Below are 14,828 nucleotides of genomic sequence, written 5' to 3'. Positions count from 1 at the left end.
GTTGGTGCATTTACGGCGTGTCGTTGTTCCAGTTAACGTAATTCAATTCGGTAGAACTGTAATGGCCTGCGTGGAGATAGCGGTTCACCTGGAAACTTTTGTAGGCTTTCCAGTTGCATTGTTCTGTGATACTGGTATCGCCTTTGTTGTACTGGCTCCTGATAAAAACCCGTTTAACGTTATTGCTTTCTTCATCGAGTAATATATTTATTTCCCGGATGATGGCGTTATCGTGGGCAGTTGTGTAACTGAGTGTATAGCTTTTTGTGCCCAGGTCGCGAAAAACAGATTCTCGGTACAGCACTTTAATATTGGGCGCCGAGATATCCTTGCTGAGAAAAATACCTGCCAGCTGTTTAAATGCTTCCTGGTTCAGTGAAGCAGAATCTTTTTTGCCGTCTTTGATGGTGACGCGGTAGATGGGCGTATGAAGCGATTGTGCATAAGCCAACTGGTCTTTGAAAAAAACGGGCAATGCAAAGAAACCGGTTGTGTCTGCTGAAGCTGTTTGCGGACTGGCAGGCGCGGCATGGTGACCACAAGCAACAGATAATACTGCTATCAAAAAAACTAAAAGAGCAGGGACTGATTTTTTCATCCTACAAAATTATCCAATCACCTGCATAAAAAACCACTGCCCTTACAGCAGTGGTCAGAAGAATCATGCATATGGGTTTTATTTCGAAAGTTGTTTTGTGATACCCAGTCTCAACCCATAATCAAGCAGGTATTCCTTGATGGGGTAGAGGTTGGAATAAGTGGGTAGGTGCTGGTATCGGATCTGCGGCCCCAGCTGGATGGTAGCGCCTCTTGTTTTATACGTAAGGTTGATGCCTACACCTGTATTTACATTCCATTTGCGAAGGAATGAACCGCCGTCGGCATAATGCTTGAGGTCGGTAGACAACAGGTACACTTTTTTGTTGAGTGTGAAAGTGGGTTGTACAGAAGCTTCTGTATTCACGCCCCAATGATTTCCATTGAATATCTCCCATTGTATGCCCAGCGGAATAGATACCTGGTACAGTTTATTATCGAGTTGCGTTGCGCTCAACCCCGAATTATTATGATAGGGTGAATACAGGTTGATATTTTCAATACCACGGTAATTGATCAGGGATATGGTAGCCACATCGCTGGTGGGCGACTGGAATGTTTCGATATAATACTGCCTGATGTTCATTTGCACCCCTGTTTTGAACTTGAGGCGGTTGCTCATATTATACAGCACTGCAAAACCAAATTCGAGTCCGATAGCAGGCTTGTGACGCACTACCTGGTTAACGTCAGAGCTGTTGTTCTGGCTCAGGGGCGTGTTAACAGCATTGCTGGCAGGTTGTATGATCTCTTTCAGTTTCTCATCGGTGAGTTTGCGATAACTTGTAGAAGGCGTGAGGTAGAACTGGATGCCTACTCTGGAATTCCTTTTCTGGTTGATAACAACAGGCGGATTGTAAGCATAAGCAGAGGCTTTGTGTGTGTTCTCCGTAACCGGTGGCGTTGTTGTTTCAGTGGTAGCGGCAGGAGCTGCTTTCTCACTTGCAGCAAGACTATTGGCTGTATCCACATCCTGCCTGTTATCTGTAGGTGCAGTGAATGAAGCAGTACCCGATGAGCGGGCTTTGTTGTTTTGGGCTGATGTAATCAAAGAGGCAGCTGGCTTCAGGTTGGTAGTTTTGGCAGTGATGGTTGCCATGGTCTTTTCTGTTGCAGCGGTGGCTACAGCATCATATCCGACCGTAGGAACAGTTTCGGGCTGCGGCAGTGTTGCCGTTTGTCTGCTGGCCAGTTCCTCGAGTGTAGCTGCGGTGACATGTCCGGATGCCATCTGTGTGAAATAATTTTCTTGTACAGATCCGGTGGTATGATCTGCCGATGCTGCCAGGTTGTTTTTCATCTGCCCGTTAACCAGCAGTGTATGCGCGGCGAACCTTGCAGGATGGTTAATAAGTAAAGTGGAAAGGGTGAGTGCGGTAATGATGAAAAGGGCAAAAAAGCTGAGTGCCGGCCAGGAATGGTTTCCATGTAACTCCGTGCGAATATTCTTCCAGACATGGTCGGAAGGATATATCCGGTGCTGTTTTACTTCGTCGTGTAAAAACTGCTCAAGTTCGTCTCTGTAGTTTTGGTTTTCCATAACAAACACGGCATCAATCTATCGGTCCATCAACCACTGCTATTTTTTAAATGCAGCCAGCCAATGAAAATCTTCTTTAGGCATCTCAATGATTTTTTTCTTTACCAGTATGGTCTCCAGCATCGATTTGGCGCGCGTATATTGACTACGGCTGGTGCTTTCTTCGATGTCCAGCATCATACCTATCTCTTTATGACTATATCCTTCCATAGCATACAGGTTCAATACCGTCCGGTATCCGATGGGTAATAACCTGATGCACTCAATGATCTGCCGGGCCTGCATGATGGATGGAATGGTCTCTTCCCGCACTTCTACCATAGTGGCATAATCCAGATCAACCCGCTCATTGAATTTTTTATTCTTCTTCAAGAAGTTGATACAGGTATGCACGACGATCCTCCTGATCCATCCTTCAAATGCCCCTTTGTTCTGGAAGGTATGTATTTGGGTAAACACTTTAATGAACCCCTCCTGCAACATATCCTCTGCGTCTTCACGGCTCTGTGCGAAGCGATAACAAACGCTCAGCATCTTAGGGCTGAACCGGTTGTACAGTTCGCGTTGGGCCGCAGAATCATTATGTAAACAGCCAGCAATGATTGCCTGTTCTGTCATGAGGGGTAAATGTGTACCCTAAATATAGACATTATTTCCCTTCTTATGCTGCATAGTACGGCCAAAATGTATCTGTTGATTAATTTTAAACGTTCTTGCGAAAAACCGATCTCAGATCAGACCTAAACCCCTCGGCATGACGTCCAGAATGGATTTTCCAGCTCCGCCTCCCGCAACAGGACTGGCGCCTTATTCCGGTCCCTGGACCGAAAACGAAGTCATTCACCTGCTGAAACGGGCCATGTTTGGCGCCAGGCGGGCCGATATCAGCTATTTCCTGGGCAAGACCTGTTCCCAGGCGGTTGATGAATTGCTCAATCCCCAGGCTCCCCTGCCAGCTCCTCCGGTTAAAGAATATACTACACCCGCAACCGCCAACCCGGCCGACAGTAATATCGTTGCGGGCAGTACCTGGGTGGGCGATGCCAACACCGATGGTTCGGTGAACAGCCTGCGGGTAGCTTCTTTCAAGAAATGGTGGATGGGACAGATGGTGAACCAGGACAGGAGCATCCGGGAAAAGATGACCTTTTTCTGGCACAACCATTTTTCTACCGAAACAGGGGTGATCAGCTATGCGCAATATGTGTACAAGCACCACGCCATGCTGCGGGCCAATGCGCTGGGCAACTTCAGGAGCCTGGTAAAAGCGGTGACCATCGATCCGGGTATGCTGGTATTCCTGAATGGCCAGCAGAATGTGGCAACGGCGCCCGATGAAAACTACGGAAGGGAATTACAGGAACTGTTCTGCTGCGGAAAGGGCCCGGGATCGCAATACACAGAAGCCGATGTGAAAGCTGCAGCACGCGTACTTACCGGTTGGCGCAATAACGCAACGAACATCAGTTCTTATTTCGACATCAACCGGCACGATAAGAACAGCAAACAATTCTCTTCATTCTATAACAATACCGTAATACAAGGACGCACTACTGCAACAGCCGGTGATGAAGAGATCGATGCCATGATCTCTATGATACTGGCTACCGATGAAGTGGCCATGTACATTTGTCGCCGCCTCTACCGGTGGTTTGTTTATTACGATATCGACAGTACGGTGGAAGCAAATGTGATTACCCCGCTGGCCGCCATTTTCCGCAGCAACAATTATAACATTGTACCGGTCCTCAGTACTTTACTCAAAAGCGAACACTTCTTCGACGCACTCTCCAGAGGGTGCCAGATCAAGAGCCCGGTGGATTTTGTAGTGGGATTTTGCAGGGAACTGGAATTGAGTTTCCCGCCTCTTACAGATTATGTGAGCAATTATGGACATTGGAATTATCTCCTGAGCTGGGTTGCCAGCCTGCAACAGAACATCGGCGATCCGCCCGATGTGAGCGGATGGAAAGCTTATTACCAGGTGCCGCAGTTTTATGAAACATGGATCAACAGCGACACGCTTCCCAAGCGCAACCAGTTCAGCGATATCCTGATGAACAGCGGCTATACGTTCAATGGTAAGAAAATAATGGTAGACGGCGCAGGGTTCATCAAAACATTGTCGCAGCCCGGCGATCCGAACAAACTCATCGATGACCTGACCAGGCTTTTGTTCAGGATCGATTTGTCGGCCGCTTCCAAAGCGCAGGTGAAGCAGGATATTTTACTGAGCGGACAAATCAGCGATTATTACTGGACGAGTGCGTGGAACCAGTATGTTTCCACGCCCGGTGATACGGCCAATACCACTACTGTTAAGAACAAAGTGCGCGATCTGTTGAAATACCTGATGGACCTTTCTGAATATCAGCTGGCATAAAACCATTCAAATGAAGAGAAGAGATTTTTTACGCAATTCCGGAGTACTGATCCCTTCACTGCTGGGAGGATTATCGGTAAAAGCATTCAGCGTTGAAGACCTGTTGATGCAGGGCATGTTCCTGCCTACCACCGAAACAGACCATGTACTGGTGATCATTCAGCTCAGTGGGGGTAACGACGGACTGAACACGGTTATTCCTCTCGAGTATTATAGTAATTATACCAATGCCAGGAGCAATATTGCCATTCCGCAGCAATCGGTATTGTCTTTGAGCGGCACGCAAAAAGTAGGATTGCATCCAGCCATGACGGGACTGCAAAATATGTTCAACGACGGGCGTGTAAAACTGGTCCATTCGGTAGGTTATCCGCAACCTAATTTTTCGCATTTCAGGGCAACAGATATCTGGATGAGTGGCAGCGACAGCAATACCACGGTCAACAGTGGCTGGGCGGGGCGTTATTTGAATTATGAATATCCTAATTTCCCCAATGGTTATCCCAATGCCAGCATGCGCGACCCGCTGGCTATCCAGATCGGTTCCATTACATCGCTGACTTTACAGGGACCGGCAGTGAGCATGGGTATGAGCATCAGCAATACCAATAATTTTTACAACCTCATCAATGGTGTACAGGATCCGGCGCCGGAAACGCCGGCGGGTAAAGAGTTGAAGTTCGTGCGCATGGTGGCGCAGCAAACACAACAATATGCGGCCGTGATCAAAGATGCGGCATCGAAAATAACACAGCAGGTTACCTATCCTACCAATAATTCGTTGGCCGACCAATTGAAAATTGTAGCCAGGCTCATCGGCGGCGGTTTGCAAACACGTATTTACATGGTGAACTATGGCGGCTTCGATACACATTCTGCCCAGGTAGACAGTACCGATAATACCACCGGTAACCATGCCCGTTTGTTGAAAAATGTAAGCGATGCGATTAAGGCTTTTGAAGACGATCTTAAATTCATGAAAGTAGACGACAGGGTAACAGGCATGACTTTCTCTGAATTCGGCAGACGTATCAAGAGCAATGGAAGTATAGGCACCGACCATGGATCTGCGGCGCCTATGTTTATTTTCGGAAAGAATGTGATTGGCGGCGTATTGGGCGATACACCCAATATTGCAGCCAGTGTGAGTGTGAACGACAATCTCCCTTTTCAATACGATTTCAGGAGCGTGTATGCTACCTTATTATCTAACTGGCTTTGTGTTGATGAAAAAGACCTGCAGCAGATCATGCTCAAAAATTTTCAAATGCTTCCACTGGTGAGCACGGTATCCTGCAAAAAGCCGATAAACCTTTCGGGAGAAACGCTCATCAGCAACTACCCCAATCCGTTCACCAGTTCTACGGTGATCACTTTCAAAACTTCCGGTGGGCATACCCTGGTACAGATCATGGATACCAGTGGTAAAGTGATTGCGAACCTCGTTGATAAAAATTATACGGCCGGTAATTACACCATAGTGTTCGATAGTGGTAATCTCCCTACGGGCGTTTATTATGCCCGCTTACAGAATATGGCTACCCAGCAGGTACATACCATGTTGAAAGCGCGATAATACGAGTTTCTGTACATAAGTAGAAGTTGCTTACTTACAACTGGTAAATGGCGTTAAACAGTTGGTGGATTCCGTCCAACAGTTGAAAAATCCCGGTCAAAGCTGTCAGATTACGTTCTATGACAACAAAAAGAACACTTATAGATCAGATGTGCTAAAAATTTTAAACAAAAGCACTATATTTATTGCAAATTTAAAATTACATTTTATAATATTTAAAATATTGTTTTAAATTTGCAATAAATGATGTTTTTACCTCGTCATATTGAATCCAGGCTACTAGCCGCATTAAAAACCAGTCCGGTCGTATTTTTAAACGGCGCCCGGCAAACAGGTAAGAGCACACTTGTAAATGATGTAGCGCAAAACATCGGAAGAAACCATCTGCCGGCATCCTATGTAACTTTCGATAGACCCACAGTTATGGCTGCAGCTTCAGCAGCACCAGAAGCTTTTTTAACCGGGTATCCCAAACCGCTCATTATTGATGAAGTGCAACTGGTTCCCGAAGTCTTCCGGGCATTGAAAGTAATTGTTGATGAGGATAGGTTATTTAACAAAGGCGCTGTTGGCAATTACCTACTTACAGGATCGGCTAATATTCTGGCTTTACCCAAATTATCTGATCCCTTGGTAGGTCGCATGCAGGTACTCACGCTGTACCCGTTTACTGCTGCTGAGGCGAGTAAAGGCGATGGGAAAGGACTGAACAGGTTATTAGAAATGGATTTTTTCGGAATAACAAATCGTGAAATATCCCTGATAGACGCGATGAAACTGGCTACATTCCCGGAAATAGCCATCGCTCATGACAAAGATCGTAACAGTTGGTATGAGAATTACATTGCTACTTTAATTCAACGGGATGTAAAGCAGATTGCAGAACTGGAGAAAAGTTATTTGCTGCCTCAATTATTGCGCATACTGGCTGCCAGGGCAGGAGGCCTCCTGAATGATTCTGATATAGCCAGGGAAATCGGACTGACCTCCCCCACTGCTAAAACATACAGGCATATACTGCAAATGATGTTCCTGACCTTTGATATAAGACCCTGGCACAGGAATATTGGCAAACGACTGGTGAAAGCACCTAAAGGATATATTATAGACACTGCGCTTTTATGTCACATGCTCGACTGGAACATCGACGATCTTGCCACCAGCAAACCCGAATTATTTGGACATATCCTCGAAAACTATGTGGCAACGGAAATCTTAAAGCAGTTGAACAACAACCATATTAACGCTTCATTGTACCATTTCAGAACAAGCGATGGAAAAGAAGTGGATTTTATCATAGAGAAGCCTAACGGATCTGTCTTTGCTATTGAAGTAAAACGATCCGAAACAGTAACCATAGATGATTTTAAAGGGATAAAAGAATTCCAGGCAATTACGGGAAACGATTTCATTGGTGGGGTAGTGTTATATACAGGTAAGGAAGTGGTTCCTTTCGGAACAAATCTTTGGGCCGTACCATTGTTTGTTTTGTGGTGACCTAAAAGACGTATAAATGTGTATATTTCTACAGGAAAACATTCACTATGCCTGATACGTTACATATGCCAACGAATCATCCGGCAGCCACTTCTTTTGATGCCATTGTAGTGGGTAGCGGCATCAGTGGTGGATGGGCCGCTAAGGAATTGTGTGAAAAAGGATTGAAAACCCTGGTGCTGGAGCGCGGGCGTAATGTAGAACACATCAAAGATTATCCTACGGCGAACACGCCCATTTGGGAGTTTCCATACCGGGGCACGCTTTCCAGGAGAGTGTTAGACGCCAATCCTTATATCAGTCGCGCTGCGGGTTATGACGCTACTACTGCTCATTTCTTTGTGAAAGATTCAGACCACCCATATGTACAAGAGAAACCATTCGAGTGGATAAGGGGTTACCAAGTAGGTGGCAAGTCATTGACCTGGGGGCGGGCATGCGCACGCTGGAGCGATATGGATTTTACAGCGCCGCACCGCTATGGATATGGCATCGAATGGCCCATCGGCTACCAGGATATTGCGCCCTGGTACAGTCACGTAGAACAATTCATTGGCGTTTGTGGAAGCAAAGAAGGCATCGATACCATGCCCGATGGAGAATTCCTGCCCGCCTTTGAATTGAATTGTGTGGAACAGCATTTGAGTGAAGTACTGGCTAGCAAATTTAAGCGTCATTATGTATCCGGCAGATGGGCGCAGGTTACAGAACCACAGGCCATTCATAAGGAACAAAATCGCCAATGCCTGAGCAGGAACCTTTGCATGCGCGGTTGTCCTTTCGGCGGGTATTTCAGTTCAAATGCCGCTACGCTTCCCTGGGCAGCCAGGACGGGTAACCTTACGATAAGGCCTTTTTCGGTGGTGCATTCTGTTATATATGATGAACAACTGGGCAAGGCAATTGGCGTGAAAGTCATTGATGCTAATACCAAAGCAGAAACAATCTATTATGCAAAAGCTATCTTCCTGAATGCTTCTGCTTTAAACACCAACCTCATTTTATTGAACTCAACTTCTCAACGTTTTCCGCATGGCTTGGGCAATGATAATGGCTTGTTGGGAAAATATATTGGTTTCCATAATTACAGAGCCGGTATGAGCGGCGAATTCGATGGATTTGAAGACAAATATTATCGTGTATCCAAGCCTGCGGAATGCATCATTCCCAATTTCAGGAATGTGTACCAAAGAGATACAGACTTTGTAGGAGGCTATGTGATTTTCAGCGGAGCATACCGGGAAAAATTGAACGATAAAAACATGCCGTCACCTCTCGGTGCGGCATTCAAAGATGCCATCAGTGAACCCGGTAAATGGGGTGCTTATATGTATATGCAAGGTGAAACCATACCCAAGGAAAGCAATCATGTAAGATTGAGCAAAGATCAAAAAGACCAATGGGGTATTCCCTTGCTGGTAACATCTGTAGACTATGATGAGAATGATGATAAAATGGTGAAAGACTTTATCGAACAGGGAAAAGCGATGCTGGAAGCAGCGGGAGCTAAAAATATTGTGGTAAACGAAAACAGGCAGCCTCCCGGTCTGGATATACATGAAATGGGTGGGGTGCGCATGGGCAAAGACCCCGCCACCTCGCTGCTCAACGAATGGAATCAACTACATCATTGTAAAAATGTATTTGTTACCGATGGCGCCTGCATGACCAGCACAGGCAATCAAAGCCCGTCCATCCTGTACATGTCGCTGACAGCAAGAGCCGCGAACTATGCTGTGGAACAAATACAAAAAGGAGTATTGTAAATCAACCTTATTTCTTATTTTTGCAACAATGTAACAAATAGTTAGTGCGCCCCTTATCGGTCATACATCGTTTACTGGCAGGATGGTTGCTGTTGCTCTTCGCTTTCAGCATCACCCCTAAAAAATTCCTGCACAACCTGGTTGCCAACCACCAGGACGCGACTGCCATGAATTTTCCTCGGGAAAACACGGGCGCCAGCCAATTGAGTAAGGCAGGTTATCATTGTCCCTGTGAACAATTGGTGGTGCAAACGCCTTTTGTTTATCAATCTGCCTCCATCGATTATACGATTGTTCCTGTGTTTGTTACTTACCAGGATCAACAGTTCGTTTCTACCTACTCTACCGCTCCGGACGTATCTTTTCTTCGCGGCCCTCCTGCGTTGAACGCTTAAAGTAGTATAATATCCTCATTCTAAGATTTGGCCGGAAAGTTGCATTACTGCACGACCGGTTGTTTTTATCATTCTGTTTATAATCTCATCGTGTATGAAAAAGGTCATGAAATTTTTCAGCCTCTTGTTGTGTGTAAATATTTTTTCCTTCATCATTGCAACCGCAAAACCTGCTGTTTTTTTTGGTGATGAAACCCTGAAAGGGGTGGTAACCGATAACAAAACCCATCAACCATTGCGCGGGGCAGCGATATTGATCCCTGACCTGAAACTGGGTGTTGCGGCAGATTCGCTCGGGCATTATGAGTTTAAAAAACTGCCCGCAGGAACTTTTTTAGTAGAAGTAAAATTTGAAGGTTATAAAAGCATTGCCAAAAATGTGTTGATCAGGGGTGATGTAAACCAGGATTTTCAGTTGGAAGAAAGCGCTACCGAGATCAGTGAAGTGGTGGTTACCGGAACTTCCAAAGCCACACAGATCAAACGAAATCCGGTTCCTATTGTAACGGTGAGTCACGATTACCTGACTTCGAACCTCAGTACCAATGCCATCGATGCCATTGCCAAAGTGCCGGGTATCCGTGCCGTAACTACCGGCCCGAATGTATCCAAACCCTTTATCCGCGGACTGGGTTATAACCGTATCCTCACGTTGTACGATGGTATCCGGCAGGAAGGCCAGCAATGGGGTGATGAGCACGGTATTGAAGTAGACGCCTATGCAGTAGACAAAGTGGAAGTGATCAAAGGACCGGCCAGCCTGAGTTATGGCTCCGATGCGTTGGCAGGTGTGGTGAACCTCATACCTGTACCTTCAGCGCCAGAGGGAAAAATGATCGGTAATGTTACCATGGAATACCAGACCAATAACAAATACCTGGGTGGTTCGGCTATGCTGGGCGCTGCCAAAAATGGTTTTGAATGGTCGGGACAGATCTCTCACAAACAAGCTACCAATTACCAGAACAAATATGATGGAAGGGTGTATGGTACCGGATTCAGTGAAACCGATGCGAATGCGTCTCTTGGTTTGCATGGTAAATGGGGATACTCTCACCTGAACCTGGTATTGTTCGATAATTTACAGGAGATTCCCGATGGTAGTCGCGACAGTGCTACCAGGGCTTTCACCAAACAGATCACGGAAGCAGATACTGTTCGACCCATTGTACCTGCATCTGAACTGAACAGTTATAGTATCAACACAATACACCAGCATGTGCAGCACTACCGTGCATTCCTCAATAATAATTTCATCATTGGCAACGACCGGCTGGACCTGAATCTGGGATTCCAGCGGAGTGTGCGCAGGGAATACAGCCACCCGGTATTATTTACCATCCCCGGATTGTTTCTGCAATTGAATTCTTACACGTACGACGTGAAATATCATTTCGCAGAAAAGAACAACTGGAATGCCAGCATCGGTATCAACGGAATGTACCAGGAAAACAATGTTGAAAAAGGAACCGACTTCATCATTCCTTCTTACAAACAATTCGATTTCGGACCTTTTGCTTTGTTGAAGAAGAGCATCGGCAAGCTGGATATTGCGGGAGGATTGCGTTATGATATCCGTTCATTCAACAACAATGCACTTTACACCAAACCCGATCCGGCAACTGGTTTTGGCAAAGTGTATTACGGACCGGTTACGGCAGCAGACACAGCAGTGTTCAATAAATACAGCCATACGTTCAATGGCTTCTCCGGAAGTATTGGAGCCACTTATAATTTCTCTGAAAAATTCTCCATGAAGTTCAATCTGGCAAGGGGTTTCAGGGCTCCCAATATTGCAGAGATCTCCGCCAATGGCGTGCATCCCGGAACCAATATTTACCAGATCGGTAACGACAAGTTCCAGCCTGAGTTCAGCTTGCAGCAAGACCTGGGATTCGTGTATTCATCTAAATACGCAGTGATACAACTGAACCTGTTCAATAACAGCATCAGCAATTATATTTATAACCAGAAATTGCTGGCTGCGAGCGGACAGGATTCGGTGATAGTAGCTGGTAACCAGACTTTCAAATACCAATCGGGCAAGGCCCATCTGTATGGTGGCGAGTTGAGTGTTGACCTGCATCCTGTAAGGGCGTTGCATTTTGAGAACAGCCTTTCCATTGTGTATGCCCAAAACAAGAGTGCCGGAGCAAAAGATGCGGATAGTACCCGCTATCTGCCCTTCATTCCACCAGTACATGGTGTTTCGGAACTGCGCTTTGATTTTGATATCAAAAACGCTGGTATCAAACACGGCTTTGTGAAAGTACAAGCAGAATATTATGCCGCACAAAACAGGGTCTTCACCGCCTATGGAACGGAGAAGGCTACACCAGGTTATACCTTGTTGAATGCAGGTTTTGGAGGAAGCCTCATTAACAGGAATGGTAACCCCTGGGTAAGCATCTATATCCTGGGCAATAACCTGCTGAATACAGGTTACCAGGATCACCTGAGCAGGCTTAAATATTTTGAACCCTATCCGGGCAATTTCACCGGCCGCAATGGTATTTACAATATGGGGCGGAATATTTCCTTCAAGCTGAGCTTTCCCATTAGTTATAACTTAAAGAAATCCTGATAGGTAATATAGGGTTGAATGAAAGAAGCGCTGCCACGACAGCGTTTCTTTTTAAGAATTCATTTTGTACATTGGTAGTATGGATATTACCATCAATACACCGGCTTTGCTGTTCCCCGCGATCAGCCTTGTGATGCTTGCGTACACCAACCGTTTCCTGGCGCTGTCCAACCGGGTGAGGAGCCTGCACGATAAATACCAGAACCACGAACAAAAACATATTATCCACGGGCAGATCAGGAACATCCGTTACCGGCTGAAGCTGATCAAAAATATGCAGGCGCTGGGCGTGCTCAGCTTTTTGAACGCCATCGTTTGTATGTTCCTTATTTATAACAACTACCTCAGAGCAGCCGATATCGTATTCGGCATCAGCCTGGTAAGTTTTGCCCTTTCGCTGTTTTTATCATTGGTGGAAATTCAATTGAGCACTAAAGCACTTGAACTGGAACTGAGCGATATGGAAGGCTTAACCGACCCTTCCGTGATCGATTATATCAAGCGCCGTTTTGAAAAAGAATGAACAGGACTAATTGACCAGGGCCGGTTCTTTGCTCATGATCTTGCGCTCACCGATCTGCTGCCTCCACATAGCATAATACAATCCTTTTTCTGCGAGAAGCTGTTCGTGGCTTCCTGTTTCCACTACCTGTCCTTTTTCCAATACATAAATACGGTGCGCATGCATGATGGTACTCAGCCGGTGGGCGATCATCACTGTGATCTGTTCCTTTTCCAACGAGATGCTGCGGATGGTATTGGTGATCTCTTCTTCGGTAATGCTGTCGAGTGCAGAAGTGGCTTCGTCGAAAATGAGTAAGTGCGGATGGCGCAGCAAGGCACGGGCAATGGAGAGCCTTTGCTTCTCACCACCACTGAGTTTCAGTCCGCCTTCTCCGATCATGGTATCGATCCCTTTTTCCGCTCTTTGCAACAGGTTATCACAGCTGGCTTTATGCAAGGCTTCTGCGAGGTCGGCATCGCTGGCTTCGGGATGCACGAAGAGCAGGTTTTCGCGAATGGTGCCGGCAAACAATTGCGTGTCTTGTGTTACGAAACCGATCTGGTTACGCATCTCATCGAAATTTATTTCCAAGCCGTTCACGCCGTTGTATAAAATATGTCCTCCCTGCGGGCGGTACAATCCTACCAACAGTTTTACCAGCGTGCTTTTCCCTGCGCCCGAAGGGCCAACAAATGCAATGGTCTCTCCCTTTTTGGCATCGAAAGAAATACCATCGAGTGCCTTGTATTGTGCTGTCTGGTGTTTGAATACCACATCCCTGAACTCCAACTCTTCAACCACACCTACATGACGGGGATGAGCAGGTTTTGGTTCTGCTTCTTTTTCCATCAGGTTATGGAAGTTGATGAGTGAGGCTTCGGCCTCACGATAACTCATGATGATACTGCCAATTTCCTGCAACGGACCAAAGATGAAGAAGCTGTAGAACTGTAATGATATCAATTGCCCAACGGTGAGCACCTGTCTGAAGATCAGCCACATGAGGGTGAAAGTGATTACCTGTCGCAATAAATTCACCATAGTGCCCTGTATGAAACTGAGCGAACGGATGCTCTTCACTTTTTTCAGTTCCAGTCCGAGTATCTTATAGGTGTTGGTATTCAACCGGCTCACTTCCTGGTTGGTAAGTCCCAGGCTTTTCACCAGTTCAATATTGCGCAGACTCTCAGTTGTAGAACCCGCCAGTGAAGTGGTTTCCTTGACGATCTTTTTCTGGATGGTCTTAATTTTTTTGCTGAGCAGGTTGGTCACAAAAGCGATCAGCAGTGCGCCGCCCAGGTAAATGGGTATGATGGACCAGTGGAGCCTGGTAGCGTAGATAGACACGAATATCACGCTTACGATAATGCTGAACAGTACATTGATGACGTACCCGATGAACTTTTCAGTATCGGCTCGCACTTTGGTAAGGATGGAAAGTGTTTCACCGCTGCGCTGGTCTTCAAATTCCTGGTAAGGCAATCGCATGGAATGCTTGAGTCCGTCGGTAAAGATCCGAGCTCCGAATTTCTGTATGATCACATTCACCACATAATCCTGGAAGGCCTTGGCGATGCGGCTTACCATGGCAGTACCCACCAGCAGCAGGAGCATGAACATGATGCCGTTGATATACTGACTTTCGGTGCGCGTAGTGCCGTCGGCTGCAATTTTAACATGCATGCCATATTGATCTATCAGCTTACCGAAGATCATGGGATCGAAAAGAGAGAAGGTCTGGTTGATGGCGGCCAGCAATAAAGCCAATGCTACCAGCCATTTATAAGGCTTGAGGTATTGTAAGAGTAATTTCATTCGTAAGGGTTTGATGGTATGTTTTTACCCGTCAATTTCCGTACAAATCTCCAAAAAATGACAAAGTTACTTCCCGGAAATGCCAGGTTTTTCCACGTCTGTTAACAATAAGATATTTTTATGTTGCTCTTTCTCCGCCAATTAATCGGTAACTTACAAAAACCTTCTTT

11 protein-coding genes are annotated in these 14,828 nt (G+C 46.0%); 7 read left to right on the top strand and 4 right to left on the bottom strand.

Annotation, left to right across the window (positions count from 1 at the left end; translation table 11 throughout):
• Positions 1-10: 10 nt before the first annotated feature.
• From BLU98_RS09525 to BLU98_RS09515, 3 genes are all read right to left on the bottom strand, one after another.
• Complete coding sequence (locus BLU98_RS09525) at positions 11-598, bottom strand: SAM domain-containing protein (RefSeq protein WP_105469725.1); 588 nt, start codon at positions 596-598, stop codon at positions 11-13.
• Positions 599-676: 78 nt separating this feature from the next.
• Positions 677-2,137, bottom strand: coding sequence for an outer membrane beta-barrel protein (locus tag BLU98_RS09520; RefSeq protein WP_139173876.1), 1,461 nt, complete (start codon positions 2,135-2,137; stop codon positions 677-679).
• Between the two features lie 39 nt (positions 2,138-2,176).
• Positions 2,177-2,755 (bottom strand): RNA polymerase sigma factor, encoded by a 579-nt coding sequence (locus tag BLU98_RS09515; RefSeq protein ID WP_092723788.1) that lies wholly within the window; start codon positions 2,753-2,755, stop codon positions 2,177-2,179.
• Between the two features lie 136 nt (positions 2,756-2,891).
• Here BLU98_RS09515 and BLU98_RS09510 point away from each other — a divergent pair, with 136 nt between their 5' ends.
• The 7 genes from BLU98_RS09510 to BLU98_RS09480 all read left to right on the top strand — a co-directional run bounded on the left by BLU98_RS09510 (position 2,892) and on the right by BLU98_RS09480 (position 12,861).
• Positions 2,892-4,520, top strand: coding sequence for a DUF1800 domain-containing protein (locus tag BLU98_RS09510; RefSeq protein WP_092723787.1), 1,629 nt, complete (start codon positions 2,892-2,894; stop codon positions 4,518-4,520).
• Between the two features lie 10 nt (positions 4,521-4,530).
• Positions 4,531-6,096 carry a DUF1501 domain-containing protein gene (locus BLU98_RS09505; RefSeq protein ID WP_092723786.1) on the top strand — a complete coding sequence of 522 codons (1,566 nt, stop codon included), beginning with the start codon at positions 4,531-4,533 and terminating at the stop codon, positions 6,094-6,096.
• A 243-nt stretch (positions 6,097-6,339) separates the two neighbouring features.
• Entirely contained in the window at positions 6,340-7,593 is a 1,254-nt protein-coding gene (locus BLU98_RS09500) for an ATP-binding protein (protein ID WP_092723785.1), read from the top strand.
• 47 nt (positions 7,594-7,640) lie between these two features.
• Positions 7,641-9,359, top strand: coding sequence for a GMC oxidoreductase (locus BLU98_RS09495; RefSeq protein ID WP_257574862.1), 1,719 nt, complete (start codon positions 7,641-7,643; stop codon positions 9,357-9,359).
• Positions 9,360-9,403: 44 nt separating this feature from the next.
• The gene (locus tag BLU98_RS09490; protein ID WP_092723784.1) at positions 9,404-9,754 is read left to right on the top strand and encodes a hypothetical protein; all 351 of its coding nucleotides are present in this window, start codon (positions 9,404-9,406) and stop codon (positions 9,752-9,754) included.
• A 94-nt stretch (positions 9,755-9,848) separates the two neighbouring features.
• On the top strand, positions 9,849-12,338 hold the full coding sequence (locus BLU98_RS09485) for a TonB-dependent receptor (RefSeq protein WP_092723783.1): 2,490 nt from the start codon (positions 9,849-9,851) through the stop codon (positions 12,336-12,338).
• Positions 12,339-12,402: 64 nt separating this feature from the next.
• Positions 12,403-12,861 carry a DUF2721 domain-containing protein gene (locus tag BLU98_RS09480; RefSeq protein ID WP_257574861.1) on the top strand — a complete coding sequence of 153 codons (459 nt, stop codon included), beginning with the start codon at positions 12,403-12,405 and terminating at the stop codon, positions 12,859-12,861.
• A gap of 6 nt (positions 12,862-12,867) precedes the next feature.
• Here the strand turns inward: BLU98_RS09480 and BLU98_RS09475 are convergent, their stop codons facing one another.
• On the bottom strand, positions 12,868-14,658 hold the full coding sequence (locus tag BLU98_RS09475; protein ID WP_092723781.1) for an ABC transporter ATP-binding protein: 1,791 nt from the start codon (positions 14,656-14,658) through the stop codon (positions 12,868-12,870).
• Positions 14,659-14,828: the final 170 nt, after the last annotated feature.

This window comes from Hydrobacter penzbergensis (genome assembly GCF_900106985.1).
GTDB lineage: Bacteria > Bacteroidota > Bacteroidia > Chitinophagales > Chitinophagaceae > Sediminibacterium > Sediminibacterium magnilacihabitans.
The sequence above is the reverse complement of the archived record's forward strand: the minus strand, read 5'-3'. Positions and strand labels throughout refer to the sequence as shown.

Coding starts and splice junctions, on each gene's coding strand:
- BLU98_RS09525 (WP_105469725.1), bottom strand. CDS start 598: ATGAAAAAATCAGTCCCTGCTCTTTTAGTTTTTTTGATAGCAGTATTA.
- BLU98_RS09520 (WP_139173876.1), bottom strand. CDS start 2,137: ATGGAAAACCAAAACTACAGAGACGAACTTGAGCAGTTTTTACACGAC.
- BLU98_RS09515 (WP_092723788.1), bottom strand. CDS start 2,755: ATGACAGAACAGGCAATCATTGCTGGCTGTTTACATAATGATTCTGCG.
- BLU98_RS09510 (WP_092723787.1), top strand. CDS start 2,892: ATGACGTCCAGAATGGATTTTCCAGCTCCGCCTCCCGCAACAGGACTG.
- BLU98_RS09505 (WP_092723786.1), top strand. CDS start 4,531: ATGAAGAGAAGAGATTTTTTACGCAATTCCGGAGTACTGATCCCTTCA.
- BLU98_RS09500 (WP_092723785.1), top strand. CDS start 6,340: ATGATGTTTTTACCTCGTCATATTGAATCCAGGCTACTAGCCGCATTA.
- BLU98_RS09495 (WP_257574862.1), top strand. CDS start 7,641: ATGCCTGATACGTTACATATGCCAACGAATCATCCGGCAGCCACTTCT.
- BLU98_RS09485 (WP_092723783.1), top strand. CDS start 9,849: ATGAAAAAGGTCATGAAATTTTTCAGCCTCTTGTTGTGTGTAAATATT.
- BLU98_RS09475 (WP_092723781.1), bottom strand. CDS start 14,658: ATGAAATTACTCTTACAATACCTCAAGCCTTATAAATGGCTGGTAGCA.